The following is a 14,615-nucleotide window of genomic DNA, read 5'->3' on the forward strand; positions in this document are numbered from 1 at the left end:
TCTTAGTGCTTGTCCAGCCACGCGCCGTAGAACGACGGACGACCGACGGCCTCGAAGCTGACGCCTTTGACCCACGGCGCGCCGGCGAACACCTGCGGCTCTTCGAAAATGGGGATCACATAGGCGTTATCGATCAGATAGCGCTGGGCGTCACCGGTTAACTGCAAGCGCTGCTGCGGCTCTACCGCCGCGGAGATGCCGGTCAGCAGGTCATTCAGCTTATCATCGCGGAAGTGCTGCACTTTATCGCTGGAGCCGCCTTTCTGCAGCAGCGCATCGCGGTTGTTGGGGAAGAACATACTTTTCACCACATCCGGGTCGGCGCGGCCCACTTCTGAGACGGTGAGCGGGGTTTTCTGCGGGTCAAGATTGTCCAGCGTACGGCTACCGGCATCCCCGGCTTTGACGGTCAACGCCACACCTACCTGGCGCCACTGCTGGGCGATCAGCTGCAGCACTTCCTTATTCTGCGGCTGCGGGAGCGACTCATAGACCGTCAGCGCCAGCCGCTGGCCGTCTTTACTGCGAATACCGTCGGCGTCGGGCTTCCAGCCGGCGTCGTCCAGCAACTGTCGGGCTTTGGCCTGGTCGAAGGTCAGTTTATCGCTCAGATTGACATAGCCGGCGGCGGAGCTGGCCAGTACGGAGGTCGCTTGCGGGTAGTTAGCGGAGAATAGCGTCTCCACCACCTGTTTGGCGTTGGTGGCATGGAGCAGGGCCTGGCGCACCCGCAGGTCGGCGACCAGTGGGTTATCCGGGCGGAAGCTCAGGCTGTCGTTGACCCCGCGGGTAGGGGCGGCGTAGATCTTAAATCCCTGATCGGTCGCCTGCTTTTCATCGTAGGCCTGCACCTGGCGAATAAAGCCCGCCTGACCCGCCAGCAGCGCGCCGATGCGCACACTGTCTTCCGGGGTCACAATATAGGTGATGCCATCGAGGTTAGCGGGCCCCTGCTGGGCACTGTTTTTCGGCCCCCACTGATAATCCTTGCGCGCCACCAGCGTCAGCTCGCGGCCTGGCTTTTCATCCTGCACCACAAAGGGCCCGGAGCCGATAATATGCCGGGCATCGCCCAGCTCTTCAAAATTGCGCTGCAGGGTGCTGAGTGATACCAGACCGGAGCCGATGGTGGCGGTTCCCTGCAGGAAGCCCGGCGACGGTTTGTTGAAGTAAAATTTCACCGTCAGCGGGTCGATCACTTCGCTGCGCTGGTAGTTATTGATGACCTCTGAGACGGGCAGGCGATGGGCTTTATCTCCCAGACCATAGGTGTCGAAGTTTTTAGCCACGGCGGCGGCGTCAAGCGGCGTGCCGTCCGAGAAGGTGACCCCTTTGCGCAGGTGGAAAGTGTACTCGGTTTTATCGGCATTGCTGGTCCAGCTCTCGGCAATCCACGGCTCAATCTCCAGCGTTTTCGGGTTCTGCCAGGTGAGCTTGTCGGTTATCTGATTGAGAATACCGCCATTCGGATAAAAGCCGCCGGCGGGCGGATAGAGATTGGTGTGCGGTTGCTGCTCCAGATAAATTAAGGTGCCGCCTTTAACCGGCGTGTCGGCGGCCCAGACGGAAAAGGCGCCGGAGAGAAACAGGGCGGCCAGCGCGGGCAGGCGAAAATGACGATGCATGGTGAATTCCTTTGTTATCTATTGTGTTGCCATCATCGGGCGCGGCTAAAAACAAAGGAACCAAGGAATTGCGCTAAGCATTTGCGGAAATTGGATTTACTTCGCGAGTGGGAAGCGTGGGGCAAGCGCCTCTCCCGGGCGGGAGAGGCGTTGGTGATTAGCTGCGCAGATCGATAACCATACGGCCGCGGATCTGACCCTGCTCCATCTCTTTAAAGATGGCGTTGATATCTTCCAGCGGGCGCAGGGTGACTTTCGGCACCACTTTGCCTTCGGCGGCAAACTGGAAGGCTTCCACCAGATCCTGACGGGTACCGACCAGCGAACCGACCACCTCGATGCCGTCGAGCACCAGACGTGGAATATCGAGGCTCATCGCCTCCGGTGGCAGGCCCACCGCGACCACGCGGCCACCGGCACGAACGGCATCTACCGCCGAGTTAAAGGCCGCTTTAGCTACCGCGGTCACCACGGCAGCATGCGCGCCGCCGGTTTTTTCCTGAATCACTTTCGCCGCATCTTCATTACGGGAGTTGATAGTCAGATCGGCGCCCATCGAGGCCGCCAGCTCCAACTGCCCGTCGTTGACGTCGATAGCGATCACTTTGGCGTTAAAGACATTCTTCGCATACTGCAGCGCCAGGTTGCCCAGCCCGCCGAGACCGTAGATAGCGATCCACTGACCCGGTTTGATGTGAGAGACCTTGACCGCTTTGTAGGTAGTGACGCCCGCGCAGGTGATACTGCTGGCGGCGGCGGAGTCGAGGCCGTCCGGGACTTTTACCGCGTAGTTGGCGGTGACGATGCACTCTTCCGCCATGCCGCCGTCGACGGTATAGCCGGCGTTTTTCACCGAGCGGCACAGCGTCTCATTGCCGCTGTTACAGTAATCGCAGTGGCCGCAGCCTTCGAAGAACCACGCTACGCTGGCGCGATCGCCTGGCTTCAGGGAGGTGACGCCCGGTCCGACTTTTTGCACCACCCCGATCCCTTCATGGCCGAGAATGACGCCGGTTTTATCGCCAAAATCGCCGTTTTTCACGTGCAGGTCCGTATGACACACGCCGCAGCATTCCATTTTCAACAACGCTTCACCGTATTCCAGCGGGCGCAGCGTTTTTTCCGTGACGTTAACCTGATGGTCGTGGGTAACAACAGCAGCCTTCATGCCTGTCTCCTTGTGAGGGGATTGTTTAATTTTATTAATGCAATAGTACCCAATAAGGATTAGACGCGATGGAGAAAAATACAAGGCGCTTTAGTACAGGATGTGGTTTTTTGCTACAGCGGTAGCACAAAATTCAGGCAATACCTCTAATTTTGGTAGGTAATAATAGCGTCACTGAATGGTCATGTTTTCTTCATCACCCAACTCTATCGTTTTGCGCATCAATTTCTTATAACAACAGAGTGATACAACAATGCATCTGGTAAAAACCATCCTCACTGCCGGTCTGTTTCTGTCCGCCGCCGCGCAGGCGCAGAACGTACTGGAATTCCCCCAGCCGGAAAACAACCCGGAAGAATTTTACGCCGTCACCGAGATCCCGGCAGGGGGCATCATTAAGTATGAAACCGACGCCAAAACGGGGTTTATCATCGCCGACCGCTTTCAGTCGATGCCGGTGGCTTACCCGGCGAACTACGGCTCGCTGACCCAGTCGCTGGCCGGAGATGGGGACCCGCTGGACGTGGTGTTTTACACTCGCGCGCCGATGGCGCCGGGCACACTGATTAAGCTGCGGCCGATCGGTGTCCTTAAGATGATAGACGGCGGTGAGAAAGACGACAAAATCATCGCCGTGCCGGCCAGCAAAATTGATCCGACCTATGACGACATCAAGACCATCACCGATCTGCCGAAAATCGAGCAGCAGCGGCTGGAGGCCTTCTTCCGGGTCTATAAAGAACTGCCAGAGGGGCGTAAAAAGGTTGAGCTGGCCGGTTTTAACGATGCCGCCGCTGCAAAGCAGGAGATCAAATCGGCCTGGGAGGCCTGGAAAGCGAAGAACCCGCAATAATATTCATCGCGGGCGCTGTCCGGCGCCCGCGGTATTCGCTCTCACGACCCCTGTGGCGGCGAAATCACAGGTCACACGGCAACGCTTATCTCACCATATTGCATCTTGACGCAGGATGAAGATGATGGTTGTATTGTACAACCATTTCATGTTTCGGACCCGCTGCCATGCCTGACACCCCCTTAATCCAACAGATTCGTACCGCCTCGCGGTTAATGGTGCGCGAGCTGGGCTTTATGAGCACCACGCTGGCCGCCACCAATTATTCACCTTCGGCGGTGCACACCCTGCTTGAGGTATCGATGAGGGGGGAGATGACGGCCGCGCAGCTGGTCACGTTGCTGGGACTGGAAAAATCAAGCGTCAGCCGGATGCTCTCTCGTCTGCTGGCGGCCGGTGAGCTGGAGGAGCGTCCTTGCGCGGAGGATGCGCGCGCGAAATCACTCGCCCTGACGGCAAAGGGGCACGATACGGTGGCGAAAATTAACGCCTGGGGTACCCGTCAGGTGGTGGAGGCGTTAGACCATCTGGATGAGACGCAGCAGCACACTGTCGCCACTGGACTGGCGGCCTATGCCCGGGCGCTGGCGCAGTGTCGGGATAGCGCGCTCGCGGATACGGCTCCGCAAATTTCGCTGATGACCGGCTATCAGCCGGGGATGATCGGCCGGATAGCCCAGATGCACGGGGAGTATTACGCCCGTCATCATGACTTTGGCGCTTTTTTTGAAGGCAAGGTCGCCAGCGGCGTAGCGGAATTTGCCACCCGGCTTTCCTCCCCGGCCAACCAGATCTGGCTGGCGATCCGCGAAGGGAAAATCGTCGGCTCGCTGGCTATCGATGGCGAGGACCTCGGCCAGCAGGAGGCGCATTTGCGCTGGTTTATTCTCGACGACAGCTGCCGGGGAAGCGGCATCGGCAGGCGTCTGCTCAGCGAGGCGATGACTTTCTGCGATAGTCGCCAGTTTAGCGCGGTGCAGCTGTGGACCTTTAAAGGGCTGGACGCGGCCCGCAAACTGTATGAATCCTTTGGCTTCACGTTAACCCGCGAATGGCAGGGAGAGCAGTGGGGAAAGGTAATGACCGAGCAGCAATTTACCCGGTCCGGAAACACCGGCTAAGGGCGTGACGCCTTAGCCGGTGGGGGGAACATGGAGATTACGCCAACTGGTTAAGCAGGCGGTTAATCTCCTCTCGCCACTGCGCCTGCAGTGACGGCTTTTGATGTTTTGGCTTGCGGGCCATGTCGTCAGCCAGCCATTGCTCCAGGTCAATCAGCCGCGCCAGCAGCGCCTCCTCATCATCGTCAGCCCCGGCGGGCGTACTCTGCAAAGCGAGTCGACTGTCCGGGGCGGGCGCCACGGCCTGCAGACGGGCATAGACCTCCTCCAGGCTGTGCCATTCCGTTAACCCGGCGTTGTCGATCAGCCAGAAGCGGTTACAGCTTTCGCTAATCAGCTGGCGGTCATGACTGACCAGCAGCACGCCGCCGGAGTAATCGCGCAGCGTCTGCGCCAGCGCCGCTTTACCCTCCATATCAAGATGGTTGGTGGGTTCATCCAGCAGCAGCAGACTGTAGCGCGCCAGCGAGAGGCCAACAAACAGTAGCCGCGACCGCTCGCCGCCGCTGAGGGTGCTGACCTTCTGGCTATGTCTCGCCCAGCCAAACCCGGCGGCGATCAGCGCCCGTTTACGGGTGTCGGCCGACGGGGCGAACGGCGTCAGCGCGTCGAGCAGGCTGGCATCGTCCGGTAACTGCTCCAGCGTCTGGTCATAGTAGCCGGGGTGCAGCCGGGGATGCAGGCGCAGCCCCGGGAGTGGCGATGCGTCGTTCATCTGCTGCCACAGCAGGCGCAGCAGGGACGATTTACCGCCGCCGTTGCGCCCCATGATCGCCACGCGATCGCCGCTGCGCAGGCGCGCCACGCCGATGGTGAAGAGGGATGGCAGGCCCGGCGCGGGCGCGACGGGCAGGGTGTCCATCTCCAGCAGGCGGTCAGCCGGCAGGGCGTCCCCCTGCAATGACAGACGCCACGGCGGGCCGACGCTGAGCTCGGTTTGCTCGTCTTTCAGGCGGGCGACCTGCTTCTCCATCTGTTTGGCTTTACGGGCGAGGTCTTCGTTGTCATAGATGCGACCCCAGGTGGCCAACCGCCGGGCGCTGGCGCTGACCCGGTCGATCTCCTTTTGCTCGGCCTTATGGCGCAGCGCGGCGCTTTCATCCTGTTCCTGCAGTGCCTGACGGGCAGCGCTGCAGGGCAAGGCGAAGCTGTGCAGCGTCTGGTCGCGGAGGATCCAGCTGGCATTAGTTACAGCATCCAGTAAGGTGTTGTCGTGTGACACCAGCACGAAGCTCCCCTGCCAGGTTTGCAGGAAGCTTTCCAGCCACAGCAGGGTCGGCAGATCGAGGTGGTTGCCGGGCTCATCCAACAGCAGCAGGTCAGGTTGGCGGATCAGCGCCCGGGCCAGCAGCAGGCGCGTGTGCTGGCCGCCGCTCAGGGTAGTGGTTTGCTGCTCCATCACCGCCGGGGTAAAGCCCATCTGCGCCAGCAGGCGTTCGGCCAGCCAGCGCTGCGCTTCCCGTACATCAGCGGGTAACGGGGCCAGTACTGCCTGCAACAGCGACTGCGAACGCAGCGCCTCCGGCAGATGCTGTTCAACGCGGGCCATCAGACACTGACCGGCGAGTGAGACGCTGCCCGAGGTGGGCGCGAGGGTGCCGTCCAGCACCTGCAACAGGGTGCTTTTGCCGCAACCGTTATGGCCGATGAGACCGATACGGTCGCCTTTCTTCAGGGTGAAGGAGAGGGTGTTAAACAGCGGCCCAAAGGCAGTCTCCACGTGGAGCGCATGGGCAGTTAGTAATGTACTCATAGTCAACTTACTCAAGAGTTACAGGCATGCAAATGCCTCGTCAAAACTCGCTGACGATAACCCGGTAAGCCGGAGAGAAGGGATTGCGTGAAGTGTCTTCGCTCAAGCTATAGTTATCGCAGCACGATACCGATAACGCTTGAGCTGGCGCAATTGCCTAATGCATGTGAAACAATAAACATTTCACAATACAGCATGGGGGGCCTCCTTTTTTATTCAGTCAGTGGGTGGTGGCAGTGTAGTGGGGAAAGGCTAGCGACGCCAGTGACAAAACTGGCAGGGGGCCCCGCCAGCTTTCACCTGCGCCGTCTTTGTCTACGATGCCGGGTTGGCGCAGAGGGCTTATGTGTTTGCTAGAACATGATGGGAAACCAGCGGGCGTGGTCGCGGGTATATTCCGTCATCGCCTGGGGATCCTTTATCGCCTGGCAGGGAGCCTCAAGAATATTCGGATACGCATCCGGATACCAATCCTCTTCGGTTGTTAAGGTAAAAAAGCGAGACTCACGGTGGGTTTCACAGGTATAGGCGTTTTTAATATTGTCGGCTTCGCGATGTCCCTTGGGATCGCGATATTCGATATACACTTTGTACTCAGAGCGGGTACCCCGCCACGCGCCCGGCTCCGGTTTCTGCCAGCGGACCGTCTGGTAGTAGCGCTCCCGCTCGCCGTAGCGATAGACAGGGGTCTCCCCGCCGGGAATCACGTCGGGTCTCAGGAAGAAAAACACCAGTCCTGCCAGCAGGAGTAACACCGGTGGGAGAATGTGGGTCAGCAGCCGCGGCGCCCGACGGTTAACCAGCAGCAGCCACAGCAGCGGCGGGATCGTGCTGACGATAAAAGCAAAGAGGATTTTTGCCGGCGTATAGAGTTCATGCACCGAAACCTCGCCGGCTTTCGCCGCGTAAAACGCCTGCTTATCGCCGAAATACCAGTACTCACCGTGAAAGGCGCTGATGGCGCTCACCAACAACAGTCCGCTAAACAGCCCCAGCCAGAGGCGTAATATCGGTTGCAGAACCATTTTTTGCTGGCTCATTTACGGCTCCTGATGGTTTTAGTGACCAGCAGCTCGTCTTCAGAGACCGTATCCAGATCGGCAATCTGGCTACACTGGTTGGCAAGGACCTGCGGATTGATGTTCGGAAACCAGCCTTCATTGAATGACAGGGTGTAAAACTGGCTATGCCGCTCCACTTCACAGCGCCAGGCTCGGCCAAGATTGTTTCTGTCGATAAGCCAGCGGGGATCTTTTGCTTCAACAAAGGTTTCATATTTTGATTGCTTAGCGGAATGACTACCTGACCGGGTTTTCATCCAGAATATGGACGCATAATAGGTATTGTGTTTACCGTACTGAATACTGGCATCCCGACCCGGGGTGACCTCCGGGTGGAGGAAAATAAATATCCCGGCGGCAATCAGTACCATCAGCGGTAATATAGGATGCTGTATCGGCCGCGAGGGGATTTTACGTACCGCCAACAGCCAGACCAGGGTAATAATAAACACGTAGAGCAGGGCGAAGAAAAATTTACTCGGTTCATAGATGACGACATCCACCAGATCGCCGGTGGCGGGCTGATACTGTTCAGCCCGCGGGGTGAGCATCCACATATCACCGCTGAAGAGGCACATTCCGGTGATGATGGCGATACCGCCGATAAGAAACAAGACAATACGGATCAGAATCGCATTCGCTTTATTCGCGCCAGGGGTTAATTTTTGCATTTCACATTCCGTTGTGAAGAGTTGAGAGGAGACTATTTTGCACAGTAGAGGACATACGGCAAATGCTATCCGTTTTATATTTTTACGATGAATGAATATGGGCGAAAAAGGCGTTTCTGTGGTGGGAGATATTATTCTGGCGTTATTAAAAACCGGGCCGATATATCGGCCCGGTGAGCGTGATTAAATCGAGGTGCGGCGATAATTGCGATATTCCGGCAGCCAGAAATTATCGCTAATGGCCTGCAGCAGCGCTTCAGCGGAGGTTTTCACCGCCACGCCTTGCTCCTGCGCCACCTTGCCGACCGCGAAGGCAATTGCCCGTGAGACGGTCTGGATATCCTTCAGCTCCGGCAGCACCGGACCTTCGCCGTTGTTCACCAGCGGCGAGTGTTTCGCCAGGGTTTCACTGGCGGCCATCAGCATCTCGTCGGTGACCCGCGACGCGCCGGAAGCAATCACCCCCAGACCAATCCCCGGGAAGATATAGGAGTTATTGCATTGCGCGATAGCGTACTGCTTGCCTTTCAGGGTGACCGGGGCAAACGGGCTGCCGGTAGCGACCAGCGCCTCGCCGTCGGTCCAGCTCAGGATATTCTGCGGCGTCGCTTCCACCCGTGAGGTCGGGTTAGAGAGCGGCATCACGATTGGCCGCGGGCAGTGCTTGTGCATCTCGCGGATAATCTCTTCCGTGAACAGCCCCGGCTGACCCGAGACGCCAATCAGAATGTTCGGCTTCACGTTACGCACTACGTCCAGCAGGGACAGCACATCGTTAGTGGTATCCCAGCCCTGCAGATGCTCACGCTTCTGCACCAGCTTGTTCTGGAACGGCAGCAGATTAGGCATGCCGTCGGTTAACAGGCCGAAGCGGTCAACCATGAACACGCGCTGGCGGGCCTCTTCTTCGCTAACGCCTTCGCGGACGATCTGGGCGATAATCTGCTCGGCGATGCCGCAGCCGGCGGAACCCGCTCCGAGGAAGACGATTTTCTGCTCGCTGAGCTGGCTACCGGCGCCGCGGCTGGCGGCGATCAGCGTCCCGACGGTGACCGCCGCGGTGCCCTGAATATCGTCATTAAATGAACAGATTTCATTGCGATAGCGGTTGAGCAGCGGCATGGCGTTCTTCTGCGCAAAGTCTTCAAACTGCAGCAGGACGTCCGGCCAGCGGGCCTTAATCGCCTGGATCACGTCGTCAACGAACTGATAATACTCGTCGTCGGTAATGCGCGGATGGCGCCAGCCCATATACAGCGGATCGTCCAGCAGCTGCTGGTTGTTTGTTCCGACGTCCAGCACGATGGGCAGGGTATAAGCCGGGCTGATGCCGCCGCAGGTGGTGTACAGCGACAGCTTGCCGATCGGGATCCCCATCCCGCCGATCCCCTGGTCGCCGAGGCCGAGAATACGCTCGCCATCGGTGACCACAATCACTTTCACGTTATGGTTCGGGACGTTCTGCAGGATGTCGTCAAGGTTATGGCGATTCTGGTAAGAGATGAAGACGCCGCGGGCGCGACGGTAAATCTCGGAGAAACGTTCGCAGGCGGCGCCCACCGTCGGGGTATAGATAACCGGCATCATCTCTTCGAGATGGTTGCCGATCAGGCGATAAAACAGGGTTTCGTTGGTGTCCTGGATGTTACGCAGGTAGATGTGTTTGTCGATTTCAGTTTTGAATCCCTGATACTGGATCCAGGCGCGTTCCGCTTGCTCTTCGATGGTTTCAACCACTTCCGGCAGCAGGCCAAGAAGGTTGAAATTGCTGCGCTCTTCCAGACTGAAGGCGCTGCCCTTGTTGAGGAGGGGGAATTCAAGCAGAACGGGACCCGCGTAAGGGATGTACAGGGAACGGTTTTTCTTATGAGTAAATTGCATCGCACTAACTCCTTGATCATGACCACAGTCCCGGCGCGGCGATAAGCGAGGGCGGGTAGAAAGCAGCGGGCAGAGTATAGAGCAAACAATTTCACATCACTACAAAACAAGCACTTAACTCACTATGTGAGGGATTGTTATGTGGTAATGTGAGGATTTTTGCAAAGGGAGCCCCCACACAGGGGAATGAGGATAACATTGATTGCTTAGAGGGGAGAAGCGGGAACATAGCCCCCATAGGAAGGGGCGAATGAATCACTTTTTTTCTGAAAGGCTTTGATTATGGGCATTACCGTCTTCATCGGAGTAGCGGCTGTGTCATATTGCTACACATACCAGACCTTAACCAAACTGTAAGCAATATTTTTATCCATACTTTAAAAGAAAAGGGCTCTCTGAAAGAAAAGAGAAAGTCATATAATAATCAGTTCCAAATATACTAACAAAAAAGGCCTCAGCAATGCGAAGCCATTTATTCAGAGTATCATTCACCTGCATTAAAGGACTGTACAGAGCATTTATGATTACCACGTTCATCTAGCATTCTGAATTCGGCACTGTTATCACTTCCAATCTGAATCAAAAGAATGGATTTATTAGCATCTACAGGGATTACATTATTATTTTTTGATACATTAGGAATGTATTGGTTAAATACTGAGTAGTTACCACCATCACCACTATTGATTGACCCTGTGATAGCGTAGGTGTGAACACCTTTATCAACGGTATTTAGCTCTTTGTTATTTGTTCGTATCAGCTTTACGCCACCACAGGTTATAGTCCATGTATCAGCCTGTACAGCTACAGGAGTAAGTAATGCAAGTGTAATAATTAATTTTTTCATTTTCCAATATTCCACAGTTTACGCAGACCAACAAAAGAAAGTGATACAGCAATTGAAGCTAAAGACAGGAGCAGAATAAGACCGCTAACAACCATTATCCTGCCATAAATTAATTCGTCCTTTAGCATTGGTCGTTCTACAGCATTAAATGCATCTGCTGACTTATGACACTCAGCCTCAGTGTCATAAGGGGCAATCACAAATACTAAGGTGTTTTGCATACACAAGCCGCCTGATTGAATCCACCCCTTAGCAACATCACCTAATTGAACATTTTCATTAATAACCGGATCGCGGTCGTTACGCTCTATAAGCCGATAGATAGCACGATTCACATCATTGTTAAGATAGTTTGCAGGGGCATAAACCACACCAGAAAGAATAGCTATTACAGCAGCCTTAGCTATGAAAGATTTTAGCATCATTTTATTTTCTCAGATTAATAATCAATATTAGCGCGTAATTCGTTAACTATTCTCGCAAGAGCACTTACAGACTGTTCTACGTTAAATGAGAAGGAAGAAGAATTCCCCATGTTGCATGCATGCTGAAACAGAGCTATCTGTTCGTTACCCCGGTATTGCTTCAGGCTCAGATTCACGGCCTCAAAGGGAAGTTTGAGCACCTCTAGTTCAAAACACCGTATAGAGACTGCTGCATCCCATTGCATAGTTTGCTGTTCTTCTTTGGTACGTAGAGCAAGGTCGAGTGTCCCATCTTGATGGCGTTTATGGAAAACGTAGCCGTCTTTTTTGGTTAGTGAAATGTGAGGGATTTTTTCAGTATTCATAACATCATCACCTGTAAGGAAATTTTCTGAGAAATATCTTAAAACCTTGTTTGGCGGGCTTCTTAGGTGAGGGTGCTAATCTTGTAAGTGAGGGGAACTTCTCTAGAGCAGATGGTCGTCAAGCGGGTAAACAAGCAATCAATTGCCATAAAAAAACACCATCCTGGCAACAGGACGGTGTTGTTTATCATCACTCAGACTGAAAATTAACCACCGCGGCGTTTGCGGCCGGTAGCATGGATGTGGTTGAGGGTGGTTTCTTCATCGCCTTCCAGCACCACTTTTTTCTGCTGGGAAAGCTTATAGTTCAGACCGAGAAGATGACGTGCCTGATGGTTCGATTTCATTCTGACTCCTTTATCCTGTTCTGGTTTCAAGGGCAAACCCGGTGGTGACCGGATGAAATGTAACCCAAAGTCGGCCGCACGTTTTTTGTGCGACCTCAGCTAGGGTGGTCCATTTTCAGGGCAATAGCAACCTTCGCGCGCCAGATTAAGAACAGTCTCCCTCACGCACAGCCGGGATCACCACTTCATCTCGCCGGTATTAACTTTGGCGCTTAACTCCAGCGAGCTGGTCTCCGCCAGGCCCGGCCACTGCGTCTCCATGGCCTTGATCACCCCGGCCGAATCCTGATGCGTCTTCAGCGCCTGCTCAAACTGCTGGAGATACGTTTTTGTGAAGCGCACCGCGCTGTCTCCCTCCGGCGGGGTGCCGAGGTAATGACCAGGGATCACCCGCTGCGGGTGCAGGGCGATCATCTGGTCCAGCGTGTGGCGCCATTGCTGGCGACTGGCCGATGTCTGGGTGTCGGCGGTCCAGAGATGCATGCCCCACGCCACGCCTGTGCCGCCGAGGATCGTTTTGTTCGCCCGGATCCAGACGAACGCCGCGTAGTCATGCGGCTGCATGATCGTTACTTTCTCACCGTCGATGGTAAAGCTGTTGGCCTTCAGCGCCTGCGGAACGTACACCTGTGTCGGCGCGCCATCTTTCATTTGCGGGCCCCAGTACGCCAGTTTGGCCGCTTTGGTGGCTTCAATATGTTTGACGACCTCCGGCGTGGCGACCACTTCCGCCTGCGGGAAGGCTTTCATCAGCGGTTCAAGACCAAAATAGAAATCCGGATCGCCAGAGGTGATCACAATCCGCGTGAGCGGCTTGCCGTTTTTCTTGATCATGTCTACCAGCTTTTCGCCGTCTTTGACGCTGAACTGCGCGTCAAACAGCACTGCTTCGTGCGGGCCGGAAACGAGAGTGGAGTTAACGGCAAAGATGCCCTTTTCCTGCGGATTGTAGGTTTGCAGCGTCAGAGGCGCCGCGAAGATCGAACCGCTGAACAGGGCGGTGGCAACAGCAAGAGCAGATAATTTCATGATGTGTTCTCAGTAACAGGTGAATGCGTTCCATTGTACGGATTTCGCTATTTGATAGAATTCCTGAAATAAGAGATGCTGAGTTTCATAAATCGTGCAGATGAAGGGGGCATGATGGACAGGGTGATTGCTGCTCAGGTATACCTGCGCATCTGCGAGCTGGGAAGTCTCAGCGCCGCGGCGCGGGCGCTGGGGATGTCGCGTCCGATGGTCAGTCGCTATCTGGAGCAGATGGAGAACTGGGCTGGCGCCCGGCTGATCCATCGTTCCACCCGCCGGCTGACCCTGACGCCGGCGGGGGAAAAAGTGTTGCTTAAGACCCGCGGGTTGACGCGGATCGCCGATGAAATCGCCGGCGAGCGCCAGCGGGCCGACCCCAGCGGCACACTGCGCGTCGCCTGCGCGCACTTCACGGCAATGCAGCTGATCTCTCCGCTGCTGCCGGACTTCCTCGCTCGCTATCCGCAGTTGCGCCTGGAGCTGGATATCAATAACCATCCGGTCAGCCTGATCGGCGAGCGCATCGACGTGGCCATTCGCATTACCGACAACCCCGAGCCCGGGGCGATCGCTCGCCGCCTCGGGCTGTGTCGTTCGCTCCTCTGTGCCGCACCGCGCTGGCTCCAGCAGCATGGCCCGCTGGCGACGCTTGACGATCTGCAACAGCATAACTGTCTGTTATACAGCCACTTTGCCGGCCAGCGCTGGCAGTTCAGCGATGCGCAGGGGCAGGAGGCGTCGGTGGCGGTGAGCGGCAATCTGAGCGCGGGGATCTCTTCTCTGCTGCTGGAGGCGGCGGTCGCCGGGTGCGGCATTGCGATGCTCCCCGAACTGGAGGCGCGGAGCGCGTTGGCCAGCGGGGCGCTGGAGGTGGTGCTCCCTGACTGGACGCCGAAGGCGCTGAGCGTCTATGGCATCTATCTTTCCCGCGACTATCAGCCCGATGGGCTACCGCTGTTTCTGGATGCGCTGCAGCGACGTCTGGGGGAGATTGCCGCCGGGGCATGAACATGGCGTTGCGTTCAGCGGCAACACCGGCGGGCGGTGGCCCTGCCGGTGAGCTGACGATGAGACTTACTCGTTGCCCCATTGATTAAGGAAGTTGGCGATATCGTCAATTCGGCGTTCATCAATGGCCGCTTCGCGGGCCATCTCCTGCTGCGCCTCTTCATCGATCTCTTCGTTATTCATCAGCCGCTCAATCAGCAGTTGAAAATAGCGCGCCAGCGCATCGCGTTCCGTCTCTTTAACCGGGGAGGCCGCTTCGGTCTCGTACTCGTCCACGATGTCATAAAATTTCAGGGGGATCTCATTACTCATCAGTTGTCCTCAGGGTCAGCGCACAGCGGCGGGCGGATATCATAGCATGCAGCCGGCTAAACACGCTGCGGGAGAGGAAAAATCGCCACACAGGGGCTGCGCGGCGATCGTGTTGGGGAGGGACCGGCATAACGCCGGCCCGTGTATCG

General features: G+C 56.4%; 16 protein-coding genes. 4 read left to right on the plus strand and 12 right to left on the minus strand.

Annotation, left to right across the window (positions count from 1 at the left end):
• Positions 1-2: 2 nt before the first annotated feature.
• Together R0140_RS12650 and adhP are read right to left on the minus strand one after the other, a co-directional pair.
• Complete coding sequence (locus R0140_RS12650; protein ID WP_012541609.1) at positions 3-1,625, minus strand: TIGR04028 family ABC transporter substrate-binding protein; 1,623 nt, start codon at positions 1,623-1,625, stop codon at positions 3-5.
• A gap of 157 nt (positions 1,626-1,782) precedes the next feature.
• Positions 1,783-2,793 (minus strand): alcohol dehydrogenase AdhP, encoded by a 1,011-nt coding sequence (adhP, locus tag R0140_RS12655; protein ID WP_002906221.1) that lies wholly within the window; start codon positions 2,791-2,793, stop codon positions 1,783-1,785.
• 253 nt (positions 2,794-3,046) lie between these two features.
• Here adhP and R0140_RS12660 point away from each other — a divergent pair, with 253 nt between their 5' ends.
• Entirely contained in the window at positions 3,047-3,646 is a 600-nt protein-coding gene (locus R0140_RS12660; RefSeq protein ID WP_012968118.1) for an inorganic diphosphatase, read from the plus strand.
• A gap of 167 nt (positions 3,647-3,813) precedes the next feature.
• The gene (locus R0140_RS27815) at positions 3,814-4,767 is read left to right on the plus strand and encodes a helix-turn-helix domain-containing GNAT family N-acetyltransferase (RefSeq protein WP_411555540.1); all 954 of its coding nucleotides are present in this window, start codon (positions 3,814-3,816) and stop codon (positions 4,765-4,767) included.
• Positions 4,768-4,804: 37 nt separating this feature from the next.
• On the opposite strand, the gene R0140_RS12680 is transcribed toward R0140_RS27815, so the two are convergent.
• From R0140_RS12680 to R0140_RS12710, 7 genes are all read right to left on the minus strand, one after another.
• Positions 4,805-6,520, minus strand: coding sequence for an ABC-F family ATP-binding cassette domain-containing protein (locus R0140_RS12680; RefSeq protein WP_317704040.1), 1,716 nt, complete (start codon positions 6,518-6,520; stop codon positions 4,805-4,807).
• 353 nt (positions 6,521-6,873) lie between these two features.
• Complete coding sequence (locus R0140_RS12685; RefSeq protein ID WP_023297683.1) at positions 6,874-7,560, minus strand: hypothetical protein; 687 nt, start codon at positions 7,558-7,560, stop codon at positions 6,874-6,876.
• Positions 7,557-8,252, minus strand: a complete 696-nt coding sequence (locus R0140_RS12690; RefSeq protein ID WP_023297682.1) for a hypothetical protein — start codon at positions 8,250-8,252, stop codon at positions 7,557-7,559. The genes R0140_RS12685 and R0140_RS12690 overlap by 4 nt, the downstream gene beginning before the upstream one ends.
• Positions 8,253-8,435: 183 nt before the next feature.
• Complete coding sequence (locus R0140_RS12695) at positions 8,436-10,133, minus strand: NAD-dependent malic enzyme (RefSeq protein ID WP_008804752.1); 1,698 nt, start codon at positions 10,131-10,133, stop codon at positions 8,436-8,438.
• Positions 10,134-10,617: 484 nt separating this feature from the next.
• Positions 10,618-10,980, minus strand: a complete 363-nt coding sequence (locus R0140_RS12700; protein WP_129671004.1) for a hypothetical protein — start codon at positions 10,978-10,980, stop codon at positions 10,618-10,620.
• Positions 10,977-11,405: a hypothetical protein gene (locus tag R0140_RS12705; protein WP_049153051.1), complete on the minus strand. Its 429-nt coding sequence runs from the start codon at positions 11,403-11,405 to the stop codon at positions 10,977-10,979. The genes R0140_RS12700 and R0140_RS12705 overlap by 4 nt, the downstream gene beginning before the upstream one ends.
• Positions 11,406-11,419: 14 nt before the next feature.
• Positions 11,420-11,770, minus strand: coding sequence for a hypothetical protein (locus tag R0140_RS12710; RefSeq protein ID WP_023297681.1), 351 nt, complete (start codon positions 11,768-11,770; stop codon positions 11,420-11,422).
• A gap of 111 nt (positions 11,771-11,881) precedes the next feature.
• On the opposite strand from R0140_RS12710, the gene R0140_RS12715 reads away from it, so the two are divergent.
• Entirely contained in the window at positions 11,882-11,980 is a 99-nt protein-coding gene (locus R0140_RS12715) for a hypothetical protein (RefSeq protein WP_048268468.1), read from the plus strand.
• Here R0140_RS12715 and sra read toward each other — a convergent pair.
• Together sra and R0140_RS12725 are read right to left on the minus strand one after the other, a co-directional pair.
• Entirely contained in the window at positions 11,977-12,117 is a 141-nt protein-coding gene (gene sra, locus R0140_RS12720; RefSeq protein WP_012541615.1) for a stationary-phase-induced ribosome-associated protein, read from the minus strand. The genes R0140_RS12715 and sra overlap by 4 nt on opposite strands.
• 177 nt (positions 12,118-12,294) lie before the next feature.
• Positions 12,295-13,146, minus strand: coding sequence for a Vmh family MBL fold metallo-hydrolase (locus R0140_RS12725; RefSeq protein ID WP_008804753.1), 852 nt, complete (start codon positions 13,144-13,146; stop codon positions 12,295-12,297).
• Positions 13,147-13,260: 114 nt separating this feature from the next.
• On the opposite strand from R0140_RS12725, the gene R0140_RS12730 reads away from it, so the two are divergent.
• Positions 13,261-14,154: a LysR family transcriptional regulator gene (locus R0140_RS12730; RefSeq protein WP_012968123.1), complete on the plus strand. Its 894-nt coding sequence runs from the start codon at positions 13,261-13,263 to the stop codon at positions 14,152-14,154.
• Between the two features lie 66 nt (positions 14,155-14,220).
• On the opposite strand, the gene R0140_RS12735 is transcribed toward R0140_RS12730, so the two are convergent.
• On the minus strand, positions 14,221-14,466 hold the full coding sequence (locus R0140_RS12735; protein WP_008804755.1) for a DUF2543 family protein: 246 nt from the start codon (positions 14,464-14,466) through the stop codon (positions 14,221-14,223).
• Positions 14,467-14,615: the final 149 nt, after the last annotated feature.

The organism is Klebsiella sp. w6 (genome assembly GCF_033100215.1).
Classification (GTDB): Bacteria; Pseudomonadota; Gammaproteobacteria; order Enterobacterales; family Enterobacteriaceae; genus Klebsiella; species Klebsiella variicola.

What these genes read in the sequence shown, in the direction of transcription:
- R0140_RS12650 (WP_012541609.1), bottom strand. Translation starts at nt 1,625, where the DNA reads ATGCATCGTCATTTTCGCCTGCCCGCGCTGGCCGCCCTGTTTCTCTCC.
- adhP (WP_002906221.1), bottom strand. Translation starts at nt 2,793, where the DNA reads ATGAAGGCTGCTGTTGTTACCCACGACCATCAGGTTAACGTCACGGAA.
- R0140_RS12660 (WP_012968118.1), top strand. Translation starts at nt 3,047, where the DNA reads ATGCATCTGGTAAAAACCATCCTCACTGCCGGTCTGTTTCTGTCCGCC.
- R0140_RS27815 (WP_411555540.1), top strand. Translation starts at nt 3,814, where the DNA reads ATGCCTGACACCCCCTTAATCCAACAGATTCGTACCGCCTCGCGGTTA.
- R0140_RS12680 (WP_317704040.1), bottom strand. Translation starts at nt 6,520, where the DNA reads ATGAGTACATTACTAACTGCCCATGCGCTCCACGTGGAGACTGCCTTT.
- R0140_RS12685 (WP_023297683.1), bottom strand. Translation starts at nt 7,560, where the DNA reads ATGAGCCAGCAAAAAATGGTTCTGCAACCGATATTACGCCTCTGGCTG.
- R0140_RS12690 (WP_023297682.1), bottom strand. Translation starts at nt 8,252, where the DNA reads ATGCAAAAATTAACCCCTGGCGCGAATAAAGCGAATGCGATTCTGATC.
- R0140_RS12695 (WP_008804752.1), bottom strand. Translation starts at nt 10,133, where the DNA reads ATGCAATTTACTCATAAGAAAAACCGTTCCCTGTACATCCCTTACGCG.
- R0140_RS12700 (WP_129671004.1), bottom strand. Translation starts at nt 10,980, where the DNA reads ATGAAAAAATTAATTATTACACTTGCATTACTTACTCCTGTAGCTGTA.
- R0140_RS12705 (WP_049153051.1), bottom strand. Translation starts at nt 11,405, where the DNA reads ATGATGCTAAAATCTTTCATAGCTAAGGCTGCTGTAATAGCTATTCTT.
- R0140_RS12710 (WP_023297681.1), bottom strand. Translation starts at nt 11,770, where the DNA reads ATGAATACTGAAAAAATCCCTCACATTTCACTAACCAAAAAAGACGGC.
- R0140_RS12715 (WP_048268468.1), top strand. Translation starts at nt 11,882, where the DNA reads ATGGTCGTCAAGCGGGTAAACAAGCAATCAATTGCCATAAAAAAACAC.
- sra (WP_012541615.1), bottom strand. Translation starts at nt 12,117, where the DNA reads ATGAAATCGAACCATCAGGCACGTCATCTTCTCGGTCTGAACTATAAG.
- R0140_RS12725 (WP_008804753.1), bottom strand. Translation starts at nt 13,146, where the DNA reads ATGAAATTATCTGCTCTTGCTGTTGCCACCGCCCTGTTCAGCGGTTCG.
- R0140_RS12730 (WP_012968123.1), top strand. Translation starts at nt 13,261, where the DNA reads ATGGACAGGGTGATTGCTGCTCAGGTATACCTGCGCATCTGCGAGCTG.
- R0140_RS12735 (WP_008804755.1), bottom strand. Translation starts at nt 14,466, where the DNA reads ATGAGTAATGAGATCCCCCTGAAATTTTATGACATCGTGGACGAGTAC.